17 protein-coding genes are annotated in these 17,608 nt (G+C 74.0%); 11 read left to right on the top strand and 6 right to left on the bottom strand.

Features of this window, described 5'->3' with window-relative positions; translation table 11 throughout:
• Nucleotide 1: 1 nt before the first annotated feature.
• Nucleotides 2-652 (top strand): response regulator, encoded by a 651-nt coding sequence (locus LWC33_RS17040; RefSeq protein WP_233305380.1) that lies wholly within the window; start codon nt 2-4, stop codon nt 650-652.
• A 5-nt stretch (nt 653-657) separates the two neighbouring features.
• Here LWC33_RS17040 and LWC33_RS17035 read toward each other — a convergent pair whose 3' ends face one another.
• Nucleotides 658-2,346 carry a sensor histidine kinase gene (locus tag LWC33_RS17035; RefSeq protein ID WP_233305379.1) on the bottom strand — a complete coding sequence of 563 codons (1,689 nt, stop codon included), beginning with the start codon at nt 2,344-2,346 and terminating at the stop codon, nt 658-660.
• A gap of 220 nt (nt 2,347-2,566) precedes the next feature.
• Here LWC33_RS17035 and LWC33_RS17030 point away from each other — a divergent pair, with 220 nt between their 5' ends.
• From LWC33_RS17030 to LWC33_RS17005, 6 genes are all read left to right on the top strand, one after another.
• Nucleotides 2,567-3,568, top strand: coding sequence for an Acg family FMN-binding oxidoreductase (locus LWC33_RS17030; RefSeq protein WP_233305378.1), 1,002 nt, complete (start codon nt 2,567-2,569; stop codon nt 3,566-3,568).
• Nucleotides 3,565-4,428 (top strand): universal stress protein, encoded by an 864-nt coding sequence (locus LWC33_RS17025; protein WP_233305377.1) that lies wholly within the window; start codon nt 3,565-3,567, stop codon nt 4,426-4,428. Before LWC33_RS17030 ends, LWC33_RS17025 begins: the two co-directional genes overlap by 4 nt.
• Nucleotides 4,425-5,879, top strand: coding sequence for a bifunctional aminoglycoside phosphotransferase/ATP-binding protein (locus tag LWC33_RS17020; protein WP_233305376.1), 1,455 nt, complete (start codon nt 4,425-4,427; stop codon nt 5,877-5,879). The genes LWC33_RS17025 and LWC33_RS17020 overlap by 4 nt, the downstream gene beginning before the upstream one ends.
• A gap of 127 nt (nt 5,880-6,006) precedes the next feature.
• Nucleotides 6,007-7,005, top strand: coding sequence for an Acg family FMN-binding oxidoreductase (locus tag LWC33_RS17015; protein ID WP_233305375.1), 999 nt, complete (start codon nt 6,007-6,009; stop codon nt 7,003-7,005).
• A complete protein-coding gene (locus LWC33_RS17010; RefSeq protein WP_233305374.1) occupies nt 7,002-7,448 on the top strand; it encodes a CBS domain-containing protein in 447 nt (148 codons plus the stop codon). Before LWC33_RS17015 ends, LWC33_RS17010 begins: the two co-directional genes overlap by 4 nt.
• A gap of 27 nt (nt 7,449-7,475) precedes the next feature.
• Nucleotides 7,476-7,664, top strand: coding sequence for a hypothetical protein (locus LWC33_RS17005; protein WP_233305373.1), 189 nt, complete (start codon nt 7,476-7,478; stop codon nt 7,662-7,664).
• Between the two features lie 48 nt (nt 7,665-7,712).
• Here the strand turns inward: LWC33_RS17005 and LWC33_RS17000 are convergent, their stop codons facing one another.
• The 4 genes from LWC33_RS17000 to LWC33_RS16985 are packed head-to-tail and all read right to left on the bottom strand — an operon-like array spanning nt 7,713 to nt 10,878.
• The gene (locus LWC33_RS17000) at nt 7,713-8,132 is read right to left on the bottom strand and encodes a CBS domain-containing protein (protein ID WP_233305372.1); all 420 of its coding nucleotides are present in this window, start codon (nt 8,130-8,132) and stop codon (nt 7,713-7,715) included.
• Nucleotides 8,129-9,040, bottom strand: coding sequence for a universal stress protein (locus tag LWC33_RS16995; protein WP_233305371.1), 912 nt, complete (start codon nt 9,038-9,040; stop codon nt 8,129-8,131). The genes LWC33_RS17000 and LWC33_RS16995 overlap by 4 nt, the downstream gene beginning before the upstream one ends.
• Nucleotides 9,037-9,957, bottom strand: coding sequence for a universal stress protein (locus LWC33_RS16990; protein ID WP_233305370.1), 921 nt, complete (start codon nt 9,955-9,957; stop codon nt 9,037-9,039). The genes LWC33_RS16995 and LWC33_RS16990 overlap by 4 nt, the downstream gene beginning before the upstream one ends.
• 27 nt (nt 9,958-9,984) lie before the next feature.
• Nucleotides 9,985-10,878, bottom strand: a complete 894-nt coding sequence (locus LWC33_RS16985) for a universal stress protein (protein ID WP_233305369.1) — start codon at nt 10,876-10,878, stop codon at nt 9,985-9,987.
• 305 nt (nt 10,879-11,183) lie between these two features.
• On the opposite strand from LWC33_RS16985, the gene LWC33_RS16980 reads away from it, so the two are divergent.
• The 3 genes from LWC33_RS16980 to LWC33_RS16970 are packed head-to-tail and all read left to right on the top strand — an operon-like array spanning nt 11,184 to nt 14,469.
• Nucleotides 11,184-11,744 (top strand): flavodoxin domain-containing protein, encoded by a 561-nt coding sequence (locus LWC33_RS16980; RefSeq protein ID WP_233305368.1) that lies wholly within the window; start codon nt 11,184-11,186, stop codon nt 11,742-11,744.
• The gene (locus LWC33_RS16975) at nt 11,744-12,721 is read left to right on the top strand and encodes an Acg family FMN-binding oxidoreductase (protein ID WP_233305367.1); all 978 of its coding nucleotides are present in this window, start codon (nt 11,744-11,746) and stop codon (nt 12,719-12,721) included. The genes LWC33_RS16980 and LWC33_RS16975 overlap by 1 nt, the downstream gene beginning before the upstream one ends.
• Nucleotides 12,718-14,469 carry a SulP family inorganic anion transporter gene (locus LWC33_RS16970; RefSeq protein WP_233305366.1) on the top strand — a complete coding sequence of 584 codons (1,752 nt, stop codon included), beginning with the start codon at nt 12,718-12,720 and terminating at the stop codon, nt 14,467-14,469. Before LWC33_RS16975 ends, LWC33_RS16970 begins: the two co-directional genes overlap by 4 nt.
• Nucleotides 14,470-14,488: 19 nt before the next feature.
• Here the strand turns inward: LWC33_RS16970 and LWC33_RS16965 are convergent, their stop codons facing one another.
• Nucleotides 14,489-15,394, bottom strand: coding sequence for a universal stress protein (locus tag LWC33_RS16965; protein ID WP_233305365.1), 906 nt, complete (start codon nt 15,392-15,394; stop codon nt 14,489-14,491).
• A 535-nt stretch (nt 15,395-15,929) separates the two neighbouring features.
• On the opposite strand from LWC33_RS16965, the gene LWC33_RS16960 reads away from it, so the two are divergent.
• A complete protein-coding gene (locus LWC33_RS16960) occupies nt 15,930-17,603 on the top strand; it encodes an MFS transporter (RefSeq protein ID WP_233305364.1) in 1,674 nt (557 codons plus the stop codon).
• Nucleotides 17,604-17,608 lie beyond the last annotated feature (5 nt).

The following is a 17,608-nucleotide window of genomic DNA, read 5'->3' as shown; positions in this document are numbered from 1 at the left end:
CGTGTCCATCTCCGTGTTCCTGCTGGACGACCACGAGATCGTCCGCCGCGGCATCGCCCAGTTGCTCGAGACCGAGGACGACATCAGAGTCGTGGGCGAGGCGTCCACCGCAGCCCAGGCGCTCGCTCGCATCCCCGCCGCCCGGCCGGACGTCGCCGTCCTCGATGTCCGCCTGCCCGACGGCGAGGGCGTGTCGGTGTGCCGCGATGTCCGCGCCTCGGTGGAGCCGCCTCCGGCCTGTCTGATGCTCACCTCGTACTCCGACGACGAGGCGCTGTTCGGTGCGATCATGGCCGGCGCCTCGGGCTACCTGCTCAAGGAGGTCGCCGGTACGGACCTCATCGGGGCCGTGCGTACCGTCGCCGCGGGCGGCTCGCTGCTCGACGCCAAGGCGACCGCCCTGGTGCTCGACCGGCTACGCCACGGCAAGGAGGAGGAGGACGATCCGCGCTACGCGGCCCTCTCCCCGCAGGAGCGGCGCATCCTGGATCTGATCGCCGACGGCATGACCAACCGGCAGATCGGCGCCGAGCTCTATCTCGCGGAGAAGACGGTCAAGAACTACGTATCCTCGTTGCTCCACAAACTCGGCTTCGCCCGGAGGACGGAAGCGGCCGTCTACGCCACCGAGCGGCGGCGCACCTCTCGCTGATCCGGCTATCCGACGCCCTCGGAGCTCTCGTCGGACAGCGGGACTCGCCAGGTCAATCGCGTGCCGCCGCCGGGCCGGCGGCAGACCTCCAGGGCGCCGCCCAGTGCCTCGGCCCGGTCGGCCAGGTTGTGCAGCCCGCTGCGGGCGACGTCGTCGGGCATTCCGATGCCGTCGTCGACGATCTGCAGCACGAGCTCGGCCCCCGCCTCCAGGGTGACCGTGACCGTCCGGCCATCCGAGTGCCGCACGGCATTGCTCGTACCCTCCCGTACGGCCGCCAACACGTGCGGCACCAGGTCGGCCGGTACCAGGGTGTCGACGGGGCCCGAGGTACGCACGGAAGACGCCATGCCCGAGTCCGCCACGACGTCGTCGACGGTGTCGAGGAGGCGGCGTCGCAGGCTTGCGTCGTGCTGGTCGGCGGTCTGCAGGTCGAAGATCGAGGTCCGGATCTCGCGGACGGTCTCGTCGAGCTCCTCGACGGCTTGCTGGATCCGCCCCTGCACGTCCGGCTGCAGCGTTCGACGCGCGGTGCTCTGCAGCTTGAGCCCGGTGGCGTACAGCCTCTGGATGACGTGGTCGTGGAGGTCCCGGGCGATCCGGTCCCGATCGGCGAACACGTCGAGCTGTCGCTGCGCTCGCGACTTCTCGGCCAGATCCAGGGCCAGTGCCGCTTGTTCGGCGAAGGAGGTCAGCAGGGGCACCTCCGCCGGCAGATACGCCTCGGCTTCGGCCTTGCGAACCGCCATCAGCACGCCGATCACCCGTTCCCCGGAGCGCATCGGCGCGGCCATCGAGGGGCCGAATTCGCGTCCCACGTCGGAATCGAGGGCGTCGAGGAACGCGGCGGGCGCCTCGGCGAGGGCCGGGTTGCGGCTCTCGGCCACATCGTCGAGATCAGCGCCCGGACGGAAGGACCCGGCGGGCAGGCCGAGATCAGCACCTGCGGTGCTCGCGACCCGGACCCGGCCCTCTTCGTCGGGACCGAGCAGGACGAGGGCCGCGGCCGATGCGGTCAGTTCCAGCGTGCGTGCGGCCACCAACCGGAGGACGTCCTCGTCGGAGGCGCCTGCCAGCACCTCGCCCCGCACCTCGCCGAGGGCTTCGAGCCACATCCGTCGGACCCGGCTCTGCTCGAACAGGTCGGCGTTCTGCACGGCGATACCGGCCGCGGCGGCGAGTGCCTGCAGGACCACCTCGTCGTCGGCGGTGAACTCGCCGCCGCCGACCTTCTCGGTGAGGTAGAGGTTGCCGTAGACCGAGTCGCGAACCCGGACCGGGACGCCGAGGAAGCTGTGCATCGGCGGGTGGTTGGCGGGGAAGCCGACCGACGCCGGATGTCGGGTGAGGTCGGCCAGCCGCAACGGCTCGGGATCGAGGATCAGCTGTCCGAGCAGGCCCTTGCCGGTGGGGGGCGGCCCGAGCGTCTCGCGGACGCCGGGGTGTAGACCGACGTCGATGAACCGCGCGATCGACCCGTTCGGCGCCAGCACACCCAGCGCGCCGTAGCGGGCATCGACGAGATCGACGGCGGCCTGCACGATCCGGCGGAGTGTGGTCTCCAGCTCGATGCCGGCTGCGACAGCGAGGACCGCGTCGAGGAGCCCCTGTACCCGGTCCCGGGCGGCGACGATCTGGTCCAGCCGCTCGTGCACCTCGCCGAGCAGCTCGTCGAGCCGGAGTCCGGCGAGCACGCCGGAGACGACGGGGGCCGTCCGGGTATCCCGCGGTCCCGATGGCGCCCTTCCCTGGTCCACAGCAGTAACGGTGTCACTGTGACCGCGGCGCGGCACGGGCGCGGTGGTCCTTCCCGGCGAGGCCGAACACCCCTTCCCACCGGGACCTTCGTCGCTGGTGACGCGGGGGCCTCTCCCGGAGGCTTCCCCGCAGAGGGGGGTGGCGAGGGACGTGGCGATGATCGAGACGAGCGGCGGGCTGGGGCTGACCGGGCCCGAGGTCCAGAGTGTCCTGCAGGCGGCGGCCCTCGCGCCCTCGTTGCACAACTCCCAGCCCTGGCGCTTCCGCACGACGGCCGACGGCATCGAGCTGCGCGCCGACCCGGAGCGCCAGCTGCGCGTGGCCGACCCGTCCGGGCGGGAGCTGCGCATCGCGTGTGGCGCCGCCCTGTACAACCTCCGGCTGGCTCTCACCGGGCACGGCGTGCGCCCGCTGCTCACAGTGCTGCCGAACCCGGAGGACACCGGCTTGATCGCCGTCGTGCGACGAGGCGGCAGCCGCCCGCCGACCCCGGCCGAGCGTCGGCTGCTGGCAGCGGTGCCTCGACGGCACACCAACCGACGGCCCTTCACCACGGCGCCGGTGGCGAGCTCGGCCACGCACGCCCTGCGCCGTGCCGCCCTGGAAGAGGGAGCCTGGCTCGACATCGTCACCGACCCCGTGCAGCGGACCGCGCTGAGCAGTCTCGCCCGACACGCCCACGAACGGCAGATCGCCGATCCCGACTTCGTCGCCGAGCTCGAGTCGTGGACGGCGCGCGACCACGGGCAGGCGGACGGGGTCCCCCTGTCGGCGGCCGGCCCCGTGCCGTGGCCCAACGCGACGTGGGTCATGCGCGACTTCAGCGCCGGCAGCGGGCCGGGCCACGGCTACGAGGCTGACCCCCTGATCGCGGTGCTGAGCGTGCACGGCGACGGACCCCATGAGGAGATCCGTGCGGGCCAGGCCATGGAACGGGTCCTGCTGACCGCCACCGCGCACGGGCTCGCCACCTCCTTCCTCTCCCAGCTCGTGGAGGTGCCCGACATCCGGGAGCAGATGCGGCGCCTCATCAGCGGCACGCGCCCCCCTCAGGCCGTCCTGCGCATCGGGCACGGATGGCCGGTTCCCGCCACACCCCGCCGGCAGGTGCGAGACCTGCTGGTCGACGAGATTCCGAGTCAGGAGGACCCGCGATGACCGCGCCCACGACCGCACCACGTCCCGGGCCGGGGCCGACGGCCGAACGCAATGGAGTGACGGTCGCCGTCGACGGCACCGACACGGGCCTGCGAGCCGTCCGCTGGGCGGCCGACGAGGCCTCGGCACGTGGCGGTTCCCTCGCCCTCGTCCACGCGGCCCCGTATGCCGCCGGCTCCGCGGGTTCCCTGCGCGCCCACGCGTCGCGGATCCTCGCCCGCGCCTACACGGTCGCCCGCCGTCACGCTCCGCAGGTGCCCGCGCATACCGTCCTGCTCGACCAGGACCCACTCGGCGCCCTCGTGGAGATCTCGCGGCAGACGAGCCGGCTGGGCGGCCTGCTCGTCGTCGGGCGGACCGGCACCGGCCACGCGAGCGACGCGCTGGTCGGCTCGCTCGCCGTCCACGTGGTGTCGCGGGCGCAGGGGCCGGTGGTCGTCGTGGGCCCACTTGCCGGAGCCCCGGGAGGCCCTGTCGTGGCGGCGGTGGGCGATCCCGTGACGGATCTGGGAGTCCTCACCCAGGCGCACCGCGCCGCCGCCCGGCACGGGGTCCGCCTCGAGGTCGTCCACGCCGCGCGCAACGCCTCCGAGGGTGCCGAGGCCCGGGACGGGCTCGAACGCGTCCTGCGCACGCTCGATCTGGCCGAACCCGGAGTCACCGTCTCCGTCGAGGTGGCCAGGGAACGCCCCTACGAGGCCGTGGTGGAGTACTCGCGGTCGGCGGGGCTCCTCGTGATCGGTGCCGGTCGGGGGCACCGGCACCTGCTCGGCTCGACCACCCGGACGGCGATCCGCTTCGCCGGCTGCCCCGTGCTGGTCGCCGTCCCCGAGCCCGAGACGCCCGACGAGGAGCGGTGACGGCCTTCTCCCCGTGGCCCGGGGCCGCCGTCCGGGAGACCCACGTGGGCATCGTCGTCCTGGTGGACGACCGCGCCTACAAGGTGAAGAAGCCGGTGCGCACCGCGTTCTGCGACTTCTCCACCCCGGAGCTGCGTCGCGTCGCGATCCGCCGTGAGCTCGAGCTGAACCGTCGTCTCGCGCCCGACGTGTACCTCGGCGCGGCCGAGCTCACCGGGGCGGGCTGCGCGGAACCGGTCCTGGTCATGCGCCGCATGCCCGAAGCGCGGCGGCTTTCGGCACTCGTGATCGGGGGCGCCGATCCCAGCGCCCAGCTGCGACAGGTAGCACGCCTGCTCGCCGCGTTCCATGCCGGCGCCCGCCGGTCGGCGACGATCGCACGCGAGGGCGGCCGGGACGCGTTGCGGGAGCGGTGGCAGCGGAACCTGGAGGAGATGGAGCCCTACCGCGACGCTCCGCTGCCCGGCGATCAGCTCGATGCAGTCGGTCGACTCGCGCTGCGGTTCCTCGACGGACGGAGCCCGCTCTTCGCCCACCGGACCGACCGGATCGTGGACGGCCACGGCGACCTCATCGCCGACGACGTCTTCTGCCTCGACGACGGTCCCCGTGTCCTCGACTGTCTCGACTTCGACGACCGCCTCCGCTACGTCGATGGGCTCGACGACGCTGCCTTTCTCGCGATGGACCTCGAACACCTCGGCGCGATCACCGCGGCGGAGCGGTTCCTCACCGACTATGCCGAGTTCGCCGGCGACCCGGCACCCGCGACCCTGGCCCATCACTACGTCGCCTACCGGGCCGGCGTCCGGGCCAAGGTCGCCTGCCTGCGGTGGGACCAGAACCGGGACGACCGGGCGGCCGAGGACGCCCGCGCCCACCTCTCCCTGGCCGCCGCGCACCTGCGGCGCGGAGCACCCCGGCTCGCCCTGGTCGGCGGGCTGCCCGGCACCGGCAAGTCCACCCTCGCCGGCGCGCTGGCCGACAGGACCGGCGCTGTGCTGCTGTCCAGCGACCGCCTCCGAAAGGAACGCGCCGGACTCGATCCCCGGACGTCTGCGTCAGCGGACTTCGGCGCCGGGCTCTACGACGCCTCCCACACCGCCGACGTCTACGCCGAGCTGCTCCATCGCGCGACCGGACTGCTGGCCCTGGGTGAGTCCGTCGTCCTCGACGCCTCGTGGACCGCCGCCGGCCCGCGGGACCGAGCCGCTGTCGCCGGTACGACGGCCGCCGAACTGCTCGCACTCTGCTGTGCCGCGCCCGCCGCCGTCGCGGCCGAGCGGATCCGCACCCGCCGCCGGTCGGCCTCCGACGCCACCGTCGCCATCGCGGAACGGATGGCGACCGTGGCGGATCCCTGGCCCGGCGCGGTCATCGTCCGGACCGACAGCCCGCTCGACCGGAGCCTGGCGCAGGCCGCGCAGGCCTGGGACGACGCGGCCGGGTGAGCGCCCCGCAAGGCCTGCACGGGCGGGACCCAAAGTCCTGCCCGACGCCGACCAGCGGCACCTGTGGCCGGCGCCTCCGCTCTGGCTCGATGGAGAGGCACCCGAGACCGGCGGAGGACCGAGCATCATGACCACGACCCGAGGCGACCTCGGCACCGTGCGAGCAGCGCTCGCACTGGCCGCCCGGGCGCCGTCCGTGCACAACTCCCAGCCCTGGCGGTGGGAGGTGGGAGACCGAGCGGTCGACCTCTACGCCGACCTCACCCGGTGGCTCCCGCTCACCGACACCGACGGCCGGGACCTGGTGCTGAGCTGCGGTGCGGCGCTGCACCACCTCCAGGTCGCGCTGCGGGGACTGGGCGTGGCGAGCACGGTGCTCCGGATGCCGGATCCCGAGCGACCCGACCTGCTCGCGACCGTCCGCCTCGGGATCGCCGATACCGGGCACGGGGCCGGGACGGCGACCGATCTGGACATGGCCTCGGCGATCACGAAGCGGCGCACCGACCGCCGCCGCTACACGGACTGGCCCGTCCCGCCCGAGCACCTCTCCGACCTGGCCGAGCGGGCGGCGGAACGCGGAGCGCTGCTGCGCGTGGTGCCGGAGGGTGCGGCCCTGCGCACTCTGGAGCTGGCCGTGCGGACCGCTGCCCTGGAACACGCGGCGGTCCCCGGCTACGACACGGAGCTCGCGCTCTGGTCGGGTCTGGAGACCTCGGACGACGGCATCCTCGCCAGTGCCGTGCCGGTGCCCGGCGAACCCGCCCCGGGCGTGCCGCCGCGGCACTTCGCCTCGAGTGCCCTTCCGGAAGGGAGTGCGCCCGCTGACGGCGCGACCCTGCTCGTCCTCGGCACCTCGTCCGACGACCGGCTCTCACAGCTCCGCGCCGGCGAGGCGACGAGCGCGGTCCTGCTGCGCGCCACCACCTTCGGGCTGGCCTCCTGCCCGCTGTCCGAGCCTCTCGAGCTCGTCGGCACCCGTGTGCTCATCCGTGACCAGGTCCTCGACGGCACGCTGTCCCCACAGATCGTCCTGCGCGTCGGGTGGGCCCCGGTCGGCGACGCCGTTCCCGAATCGCCCCGCCGCTCCCTCGCCGACCAGGCTCGAGGTCTCGAGCAGCCATGACCGAGCACACGACCGGCGAACGACCCGCACCCCCGGAAGCCCTGGACCACGACCCCACGGTGCGGACGGTCATGACCCACCGGCTCGTCGCAGTCGATCCGGCCGTGCCGCTCGCGACAGCGCTTCAGCTGATGATCGCCGGGGGCGTGCGTCACCTACCCGTCATCGACGGCACGCACTGCATCGGGATCGTCACCGAGACCGACCTGCTGAGAGGCCTGGTCGCGTGCCATGGCCCCCTCGGGTCCACCACGCTTCCCCTCGAGGCCGTGACCACGCCGGTCCGGACCGTCGATCCGGGAACCTCGCTGCACGCCGCCGCTGCGCTGATGGACGCCGCGAAGGTCGACGTCCTGCTCGTCGGCGACGACGAGAGCGGCCCGATCGGCATCCTGACGGCCACCGACCTGATCCACGCACTCGCCGCGATCGCCACACGGTGAGCCCCTTCGACACCTCCTGGAGCCATCATGGCCACGACATCCTCCCCCTCGACCGCGATCGTCGTCGACGACAGCGGTGTGCGCATCGCGATCGTGGACGACGACGGGCAGGTGCGTGACTTCGCCGGCGTCCGCATCGGCTCGATCCGCCCCGACGGGTCCGGCGTCGCCGTCGACTTCTCCGGGATCAGGCTCGGGCACGTCGCCACGAGCTGACCGCCCCAGGGTCGCGATCAGCCGCGCAGGAAGTCCTCGTCGTCCCGGTCAGCGCTCGGTCCCGGCGAGCACCGTCAGCAGGTCCCGCACGGACACCATGCCGACGATGACGCCGTCGGACCGCTTCACGGGCAGGTGCCGGACGCCGGTGTGCCTCATCCGCATCGCCGCAGTGGCGATGGACTCGCGGGCGCCGACCCAGACGAGCTCGCCGTCCATCAGGTCGACGGCCTGCACCACGTCCGGGTCGCCGCCAGTGCCGAGCAGGGTGACGACATCGCGCTCCGACACCAACCCGATCGGACCGTGCGGTCCGTCGACCAGGACCGCACCGACCTCGTCGGCCGCCAGTTCCTCGGCGACCTCGCGGGCCGTCCGCTCGGCCGGCACGGAGGCCACCGGCACACGCATGATCCGCACCACCGGGTCCTCCGGGGTGATCCTCTCGCTGTCGGTCGAGACGGTCATCGTGTCTCGTGTCCTTCCGCGTGGTCCGCGGCGGCGTCCGGCCGGACGACCGCGACAGGGCTGTGCGCGTGGTGGAGCAGGGCCCTGCTCGTCGAGCCGAGCACGAGGCGGGCGAGCCCTCCGCGGCCGAACGAACCGACGACCACGAGCCGCGCGTTCACCGACCGCGCGACCAGCGCCTTCGCCGCCGGGCCGTTCACCACCTCACGCGACACCCGGATCCCGGGGTACTTCGCTCCCCAGCCCGCCAGCCGCTCGGCGAGCACCTCGCGCTCCTCCTGCTCGAGTTCGCTGAGCTCGGACCGGGTGGTCCCGCCCGGGTCCTCGAGGTACTCCAGCCAGGAGTGCACGGCGACCAGCGGAGCCGACCACGCGTCGGCCTCGGCGAACGCGAACGCCAGCGCGGCCTCCCCCGCCGGAGAGCCATCGACTCCCACCACCACAGGCCGTACCCGACCGCCGTGGGCGAGCGCAGCGTCGGACTCCACGGGCCCGCGGACCACGACCAGGGGGCATCGCGCGAGCCGGGCGAGCGCGTCGCCCGTGGAGCCGACGAGCAGGCCGGCGAAGCCTCCGACGCCACGCGTACCCATCACCATCAGCCGCGCCGCATCCGTCGCGGTGGCCAGGACGTCGATCGGGTCCCCCTCGACGAAGGACTGCTCCACGGTGATCTCCGGGGCGACCCCACGGGCCAGCCGGGCGGCCACCCACAGCTGCCTCTCCGCATAGTGCCGAATTCGCTCCATCGCCTCGGGCGGAGACGACCGCGGCAGCTGAGAGGCACGGACGAGCCGCAGCGTGCAATGGTGGCGGGCGGCGTACGCCGCGGCCCACCGGGCGGCCTCGACCGCGAGGTCGGAGCCGTCGATCCCGGCCACGACGACACCGTTGCCCGGACGGCTCATCGGGCTGTCTCCGCCGGATCGGGGCGAGCGACCAGCACCGGGCAGTGCGAGTGGTGCAGCAGGGCATGGCTCACCGAGCCGAGCAGCAGTCCCGTGGCGTTGCCCCGTCCGCGTGAGCCGACGACCACCAGCTGTGCCTGCGCGGTCTCGGCCAGCAGCACGCCGGCCGGCCGGTCCCGCTCCACCAGCCGGCGGACCTCGACGTCCGGGTACTTCTCCGACCATCCGGCCAGCCGCTGGGCGAGCAGCGACCGTTCCTCGGCCTCGAGCGACTGCCAGTCGATCAGGGGCGAGAGGGTCGGCTCGATCACGTCGTCCAGCCAGGTGTGTACCGCGAGCAGCGGTGCGGCGCGGAGCGCAGCCTCCTCGAAGGCAAGCGCGACCGCGGCCTCGCTGGTCGGCGACCCGTCGATCCCGACGATGATCGGCCGCGGGTCCGGTGAGCCGGTTCCCGGTCCGGACTGCTCGTCCCGGCGTCCCCGGACCACGAGCACCGGGGATCCGCCCCGGGCGGCCAGCGACCCGGCCACCGAACCGAGGAGCAGGCCGGTGAAGCCGCCCAGCCCGCGGCTGCCGAGGACGGTCAGCTGTGCCCGGTCCGACTCGTCGAGCAGCACCGGGACGGGGAAGCCCTGGCACAGCTCGGACTCGACGGCCACGCCCGGGGCCACCTGCCGAGCCAGCTCGACCGCGCCGTCGAGCACCGCGCGGGCGGTCTCCGCCATCTGATGGCGGTAGGCGGTGCCCAGACCTGGATTACCCACATGGCCCGCCGGGACCGGGGCGAAGGCGAGAACCGCACGGAGCGGGGCGTGCCGCAGAATCGCCTCGCCGGCGGCCCAGCGCAGTGCATCGAGCGCCGACTCCGACTCGTCCACGCCGACGACGACGGGGCCCTCCGGGCGCCTCTGGTTCATCCTCGGGTCCTCTCCGCTCGGCCGGTGTCAGTCGTCCTGGTCGGCGGTCTCGGGGCGAACCACCGCGACCGGGCAGGCAGCGTGGTGCAGCACGGCCTGGCTCACCGAGCCCATCGTCAGCCCAGCGACCGGCCCGAGCCCCCGAGAGCCGACGACGAGCAGGCCCGCCCCCTCGGAGTGGGTCACCAGCTCCCGTGCGGCGCCGTCGAGGGCGACCGCGAGGCGCACCTCGACGCCCGGGTACTTGCTGCGCCACGGGGCGATCCGCTCGTCGAGCAGCTGCTCCTCCTCGACGAGCACCGCCTTGGGGTCCAGCGTCGGGACGAGGAACGGGTCGAGTACGGCACCGCTCCAGGTGTGCACCGCGACCACCGGCACGGCGCGCAGGGCGGCCTCCTCGAAGGCGAAGTGGAGCGCCGGCTCGTCCGCCGCACCGCGGCCGTCGATCCCCACAACTGCCGGCCCGTCCGGCGAGTGTGCCCCCCGGACCACGACCACGGGGCAGACGGCGTCGGCCGCCACGGAGATCGCCACGGAGCCGAGCAGCAGCCCGGTGAACCCTCCCCTCCCCCGGCTCCCGAGCACGACCAGTGCCGCGCCCTCCGACTCCGCGTGCAGCACCATTCGCGCCTCACCGCCGCGTACCTCGTGCTGCACCTGGGCCTCCGGCGTGACCTCCCGGACGGCGTCGACCGCGGCAGCGAGGTGCTCCTCGGCCGCCCGCTCCCACACCCGTCGCTGGTACTCCTGCCCGAGCTGGGGCACGCCGATCGGACGGAACATCGTGTGGGCCACGGCAGCAACCAGCCGGAGCCCGCAGCTGCGGCGTGCCGCCTCGGCGGCCGCCCACCGTGTCGCATCGAGGGCGCTGTCCGAACCGTCGACGCCCACCACCACCGAGCCGGCGTGGTCGCTCCTCATGGTTCCTCCGTAAGCAGACGTCTGCGGACGTGTCCGTCGACAGGCCCTGCCCTACGGTCCGTCGCCGACCGTTCGTCCACATCGGCTCTCCGACCCGGTCGGCTGAGTCGAAGGGCCCGGGGACCACGGGACGTGCGCGTCCGCACCCACCCCCCGGTGCTGCCGATCGAGGCGGTGGAGACCTGGCGGGACCTGGGGTCGAAGGGAGCGGGGCGGAAGGCCCGCCGGCGCGGGGTCCGCAGGCTCTCCTGACGACACGCCGACGGGAGAACGCTGGATGCGACAACGACGAGTGGGGGCCCTCGATGTCCACTTCAGATCCGGCTACGCAGCAACGACACGCCGACGTCCTGGTCGTCCATGCGTCGAAGGGCGGCGGCACGGCGGGCATCGCGACCCTGATCGCCGATGAGCTGCGCGCCCGGGGGCTGCGGGTCGACGTGACCACGGCCGCCGACGCCGCCGACGGCGTCTCGCTCGCCGGCTACCGGGCGGTCGTGCTCGGCAGCGCCCTGTACGCCAGGCACTGGCGTCGCGACGCCGTGCGCTTCCTCCGTCGTCAGGCGGCGACTCTGTCCTCCCGTCGCGTCTGGCTGTTCCAGTCCGGTCCGTGTGGGCCGGACGCAGCTCGCCAGGCCGAGCAGGGCATGCCCGAGCCGGCTCGGGTCAAGCGGCTCCGCGAGCGCATCCAGGCGGGGCCGCCGATCACCTTCGGTGGCGTGCTCGACCCGGCCGCGGCGCGCGGGGTCGGTCGGTGGATGGCCCGCGGCGAGCTGGGCGGCGACTACCGGGACCCGGAGCGGATCCGCACCTGGGCGCGCACGATCGCGGAGAGCCTGCGGTCCGTCGAGCAGGCGGATCGGTGATGTCCCCGCAGCTCGACGCCGCAGTGCTCGAGCGGGCCGTCCGGCTCGCCCTGCGGGCGCCGTCGGTGCACAACACCCAGCCCTGGCGCTGGCGGTTGCGGCAGCGTCAGGTGGAGCTGCACGCCGATCTCGCCCGGCATCTGCCGGGGACCGATCCGAACCGTCGGGACCTGGTGATCAGCTGCGGCGCAGCCCTGCACCACCTGCGCGTGGCCGCCGCGGGGCTCGGCGCGGCCGTCGAGATCGAACGCGTACCCGCCCCGGAGAACGCCCGGCACCTGGCGACGATCCGCCTCGTCGACGGACCACCCGACCGGTCCGCCGCTGCCCTGTACGGCCAGATCGGGAGGCGCCACACCGACCGGCGGCGGTACTCCTCCGAGCCCGTCGCGCCGGAGCGCCTGGACGCCCTCGTCGCTCGGGCGCGCGGCTTCGGGGTCCTCGCGCTCCCCGTGACGGATCCGGCGGTCCTGCAGCGGATGAACGAGGTGCTGCACCTCGCCGCGCGCGAGCAGCGGCACGAGCCGGGCTACCTCGCCGAACTGCTCATGTGGACGCACCGGTACGCGGACGCGCGCGACGGTGTTCCTCCCATGGCGGTGCCGGCCCGTTCCGGGCAGTGGGACCAACCGCACCTGCAGCGGTTCCCCTCCGGCACGCTCGCGCCCGGCCGGAACCTGGGCGCCGACGGCGGAACCCTCCTGCTCCTCGCCACACCACAGGACGACACTGCGGCCCGGCTCGCCGCCGGCGAGGCCACCAGCGCGGTGCTCCTTTCCGCCACCCGTGCCGGCCTGGCGACGGAGCCGCTGAGCCAGGCCGTCGAGGTGCCGGTGGCCCGAAAGCGGCTCCGCACAGCGCTGGGCCTGCCCGACGAGCCGCAACTCGTGATCCGCCTCGGCCTCCCCCTGCCCGACGCCGCGCCGCTCGCGCCCACGCCACGCCGGCCCCTGGCATCGGTCCTGCTGCGCCCGTGAGTCGGCCGGTCCGCGTCGCCCTGCGCGCGCCACCCGGGTTGACCCCGGGAGCCGACGCGCTGCGGCGCCGCCGCTGGGGCGCACTCCGGGGGGATCTCCTCGGTGGCCTGACGGTCGCCGCGTACCTGGTGCCCCAGGTGCTGGCGTACGCCGTAGTGGCGGGCCTGCCGCCCGTGGCGGGGCTCTGGGCCGCGGGAGCCGCGCTCGCCGTGTACCCGCTGCTGGGCTCCTCGCCTCTGCTGTCGATCGGCCCGGAGTCGACCACCGCACTGCTCACCGCCACGGCGCTGGGACCGCTGGCGGGGGGCGACCCCGGCCGCTACGCCGCCCTCGCCGCCGGCCTCGCGCTCGTCGTCGGCGTCGTGTGTCTGGCCGCCCGGGTGGCCCGGCTCGCCTTCCTGGCCGACCTCCTGTCCCGGCCCGTCCTCGTCGGCTACCTGGCCGGCATCGCGGTGATCATGATCATCAGCCAGCTGGGGCCCCTGACCGGCGTCCCCGTGGACGGCGAGAGCGCCATGAGCGAGGTGCGCTCCTTCACGGCCCAAGTCGACCAGGTGCACCTCCCTACGCTGGCCGTCGGGCTCACGGTGCTCACGCTCCTCGGTCTCGGCGCACTGCTGGCCCCCCGCGCTCCGGTCCCGCTGCTCGCGGTGCTGCTCGCCGCCGGCGCGGTCGCCGCGCTCGGGCTCGACCGGATAGGGGTGGCCACGATCGGCACCGTGCCCTCGGGACTGCCCGTGCCCGGCCTCCCGGCCCTTTCGCTTGCCGACTACGGGTCGCTGGTGCTCCCGGCGCTCGGAGTCGCCGTGGTCGGCTACACCGACGTGGTGCTGACCGGCCGGGCCTTCGCCGACCGGACGACGACCCCGCTCGACGCCGATCGGGAGCTGGTCGCACTCGGCGGGGCGAACCTGGCGTCGGGCCTGGTCGGCGCCTTCCCGGTGAGCAGCAGCGGCAGCCGGACCGCGCTGGGTGCCGCGACCGGCGCGCGGAGCCAGCTGCACTCGGTGGTGGCCCTGCTCGCCGTCCTGGCCGTGCTGCTCGTGGGCGGCCGGGTCCTCGCGACGCTGCCCCGGGCTGCCCTCGGCGCACTCGTGGTCTACGCCGCGCTGCGGCTGATCGAGGTCGGTGAGTTCCGGCGAATCGCGCGGTTCCGGCGCAGCGAGCTGCTGCTCGCCCTCGCCACCGTCGCCGCCGTGCTCGCCCTCGGAGTGCTGTACGGGGTGCTGGCGGCCGTCGGCCTCTCCCTGCTGGACCTGGTCCGCCGGATCGCCCGGCCGCACTCGGCCGTGCTCGGCTTCGCCCCTGGGGTGCCCGGGATGCACGACGTCGACGATCTGCCCGGCACCGAACCCGTTCCGGGGCTGATCGTGCACCGCTACGACGCGCCGCTGTTCTTCGCCAACGCCGATGACTTCCGCGCCAGCGTGCTCGCCGCCGCCGACGGCCCGGGGTCGGCCCACTGGGTGGTGCTGGACCTCGAGGCCGTCACCGAGCTCGACGTGACCGCGGCGGACATGCTCTGCGCGCTCGCCCGGGAGCTGACCGGGCGCGGTGTCGTCGTCGGGGTGGCCCGCGCGAAACGCGAGCTGATCGAGGACCTCGCCGCCGGCGGCGTACTCGAGACCATCCCCCGGGAACGGCTCTACCCGACGCTCCCGACGGCCGTGGCCGCCTACAGCACCGCCACGGGCGAGTCGACCGATCCACCGGGTCCTGTTGCCGGCGGTGGGCCTCCGGCGGCGTGACGCCCGGCGTCGCGCGTCTTCAGCGGCTCCGTGCCGGCACCCGGACCGCGGCCAGTACCACCGGGCAGGGGGCGAACCCGACGAGCCCGCGGCTGGTCGACCCGAGTAAAACACCGTCGTCGGGCCGGGGGGTCCGCGCGCCGGCCCGAGGCGCCGCGACGACCATCCGGGCCGTCTCGGCGAGGTCCAGCAGCGTGCGCAGAGCGGTGCCCTCCACCGCCCGCACCTCGACGTCCACGCCGGGAACCCGCGCGAGGACGCGTCGCCGTGCCTCGGCCGCGACGGCCTCCCCCTGCGCGGCGAGCTCGGACCAGTCCTCCGGACGGCGGTGGGCGCCACCGCCGGCGCCGGGGACGACGTCGGACCATGCGTGCACCACCAGCAGCGGCGCCCCGAGGTCGCGGGCGAGGTCGGCGGCGAGGTCGAGTGCGTCGAACCCTGCCTCGGTGCCGTCGATCCCCACGACGATCGGCCCGGCCGTCGGCGCGGTGCGGTCCGAGGCGACCCCACGCACGACGGCGAGCGGGCACGGCGACGCGCCCGCAAGCCGGAGGGCGGCGGTCCCCGCCAGCAGCCCCGAGGAGCTCCCCTCGCCATGGCTGCCCACCACCAGGAGGTCGGCGCCGCCGGCCCGGCCGAGCAGGGCGTCCGCCACCGCCTCGGGGTCGGCCGGCCCCGGAGCCAGGTCAGCATGGGCGCCGAGGCGCGCCGCCAGCTCACTCAGCCAGCCGGGCATCATGTCGAACCCGACGAGCACCAGGTGGAGAGGCGCGCCACGGGCGTCTGCGATCTCGGCCGCCCAGGTGGCGGCGTCGCGCGAGGAGCGCGTCGCGTCGACGCCCACCACCACCGGGTGCTCGGTCGCACCCCGCTCGAAGTCCAGCACGACATCCCCCTCGTCCCCGGTCCTGTCGTCGTGGGCCACGCTCCCACCGCGGGGCCGGCCGGGACAGGGCACCGCGGCACGGCGAGAGGACGAGGACACGACCGCGGAGCAGGGTCGTCCGGCCCTATCCGGCGGGAGCCGGCTCGTTCGGACCCTCTCACGCGCGGAGCCGAGGCCCGGGGTTCACGACCGACCGGGCAACACGAACATCGCACCAGGACGGCGTCAAGGCCTGTCCGCTCCCGTCGTGTTCGTCGTCGTGATCGTGGCGGCAGCTCTCCGACGAGATGACCGCGACGGTCTGTGTGCAGCAACGGCCGGCCGGAGCGTGCATCCCGTGCCGGCTCCACGACGGCGAAACGCGGTTCACCCCGATTGGGCGATGCCGCCGCTCGCGCCCCTCTCGATCGTTGGCCGCCTCCTCGGCGTGCCTCCGAGAAAGAACTGACGAGCGAACATTCTGTGTCCGGAAGTCGGGCAAGACCGACGCGGCTTCCCGATCGCCGTGCCTGCCGGCGTGTCGGGCGGATCACAGGAGGTGGCCGGCGGGCCGGAGCGCTGAAGGGACCCGACCATGACCGACACGACGGACGCCGTCAGCGCGACGCCCGGCATGTCGGCCGGACCGGCGATCCGCTGGGTGGCGCTGATCGCGCTGGCCGCCGCGCAGTTCGTCATGGTGCTCGACCAGTCGGTGATGAACGTGTCGATCAGCACGCTGGTCGTCGACTTCGACACCACGGTGACGACGATCCAGGCCGTGATCACGCTGTACTGCCTGGTCATGGCGATGTTCATGCTGACCGGCGCCAAGGTCGGCGACATCATCGGCCGCCGCCGCGCGTTCGTCGTCGGGCTGGTCATCTACGGGTGCGGTTCGCTGGTGACCGCGCTGGCGCCGACCGTGGCGGTGCTGACCCTGGGCTGGTCGGTCCTGGAAGGACTCGGCGCCTCGCTGGTCCTGCCGGCGCTGGCCGCGCTCATCGCCGGGAACTTCACCGGGGCCTCCCGCAAGGTGGCCTACGCGGTGATCGGCGGCGTCGCCGGGGCCGGCATCGCCGTGGGCCCGATCCTCGGCGGCTGGGCGACGACGGAGCTCACCTGGCGGGCCGTGTTCGCCGGCGAGGTCGTGCTGGTCGTGTTCATCCTCGCCATGACCGGCAAGGTCGACGACGCCGAGCGCAGCGGGCCGAAACCGCGGCTGGACTACCTGGGCGCCGTCCTGTCGGCCGTGGGCCTCGGCGTCATCGTGCTCGGCACGCTGCAGTCGAGCACCTGGGGCTGGGTGGTGCCCAAAGCCTCCCCGATCACGCCGCTGGGCTTCTCCCTGACCATCTGGATGATTGCCGGCGGCGCCGTCCTGCTCTGGGCGTTCACGGTCTGGCAGCGCCACCGGGAGAAGACCGGCGCCGACCCGCTCGTGCACCTGAGCCTTCTGCGGATCCCGCCCCTGCGCTCGGGCCTGGCCGGGCTGTTCGGCCAGAACCTCATCCTCATGGGCGTCTTCTTCGTGGTGCCGCTGTACCTGCAACTCGTCCTCGGCCTCAACGCGCTGCAGACCGGCATCAAGATGCTGCCCATCTCGATCACCATGTTCCTGGCCGCCGCGGCCGGCTCGCGGCTGTCGACCCGCTTCACCGTGCGCGGGATCGTCCGGGCCGGGCTCACCACCACCGTGCTGGCGATCCTGATCCTGCTCGCCACCGTCCAGCCCGAACTGCGCGACGCGGGGTTCGCCGTCTCGATGGCGATCCTCGGCATCGGGATGGGCCTCATCGCCTCCCAGCTCGGCAACGTCGTGCAGTCCTCGGTCGACGCCTCCGGGCGCGGCGAGGCCGGCGGCCTGCAGTACACCGGGCAGCAGCTCGGCTCCTCCCTCGGCGTCGCGCTGATCGGCGCGATCGTGCTCACCGGGCTGACCAGCGGCTTCGTCAGCACCGTCGAGGCGGACCCGCGGATCACCGCCGAGGTCTCCGCCCAGGTGGGCGTGGCCGTCGAGAACGGCATCGACTTCGTCTCGGCCGACCAGGTGCACGCCGCCGCCGACCAGGCCGGGCTCGACCCGGCCACCACCACGGCGATCGCGCAGGACTACAGCCAGGCCCAGCTCGGCTCGCTCAAGGTCGGCCTGCTGACCGCAGCCCTGCTCGCCCTGCTCGCCCTGATGTCCACCCGGAACCTCCCGCACGACCCACCAACCAAGCCCCGCAAGCAGAAGGAGCCGGCGCTGGCCCCGTCGTCCACCTGAGCGGA

The organism is Pseudonocardia terrae, assembly GCF_021343995.1.
GTDB classification, from domain to species: Bacteria; Actinomycetota; Actinomycetes; order Mycobacteriales; family Pseudonocardiaceae; genus Pseudonocardia; species Pseudonocardia terrae.
The sequence above is the reverse complement of the archived record's forward strand: the minus strand, read 5'-3'. Positions and strand labels throughout refer to the sequence as shown.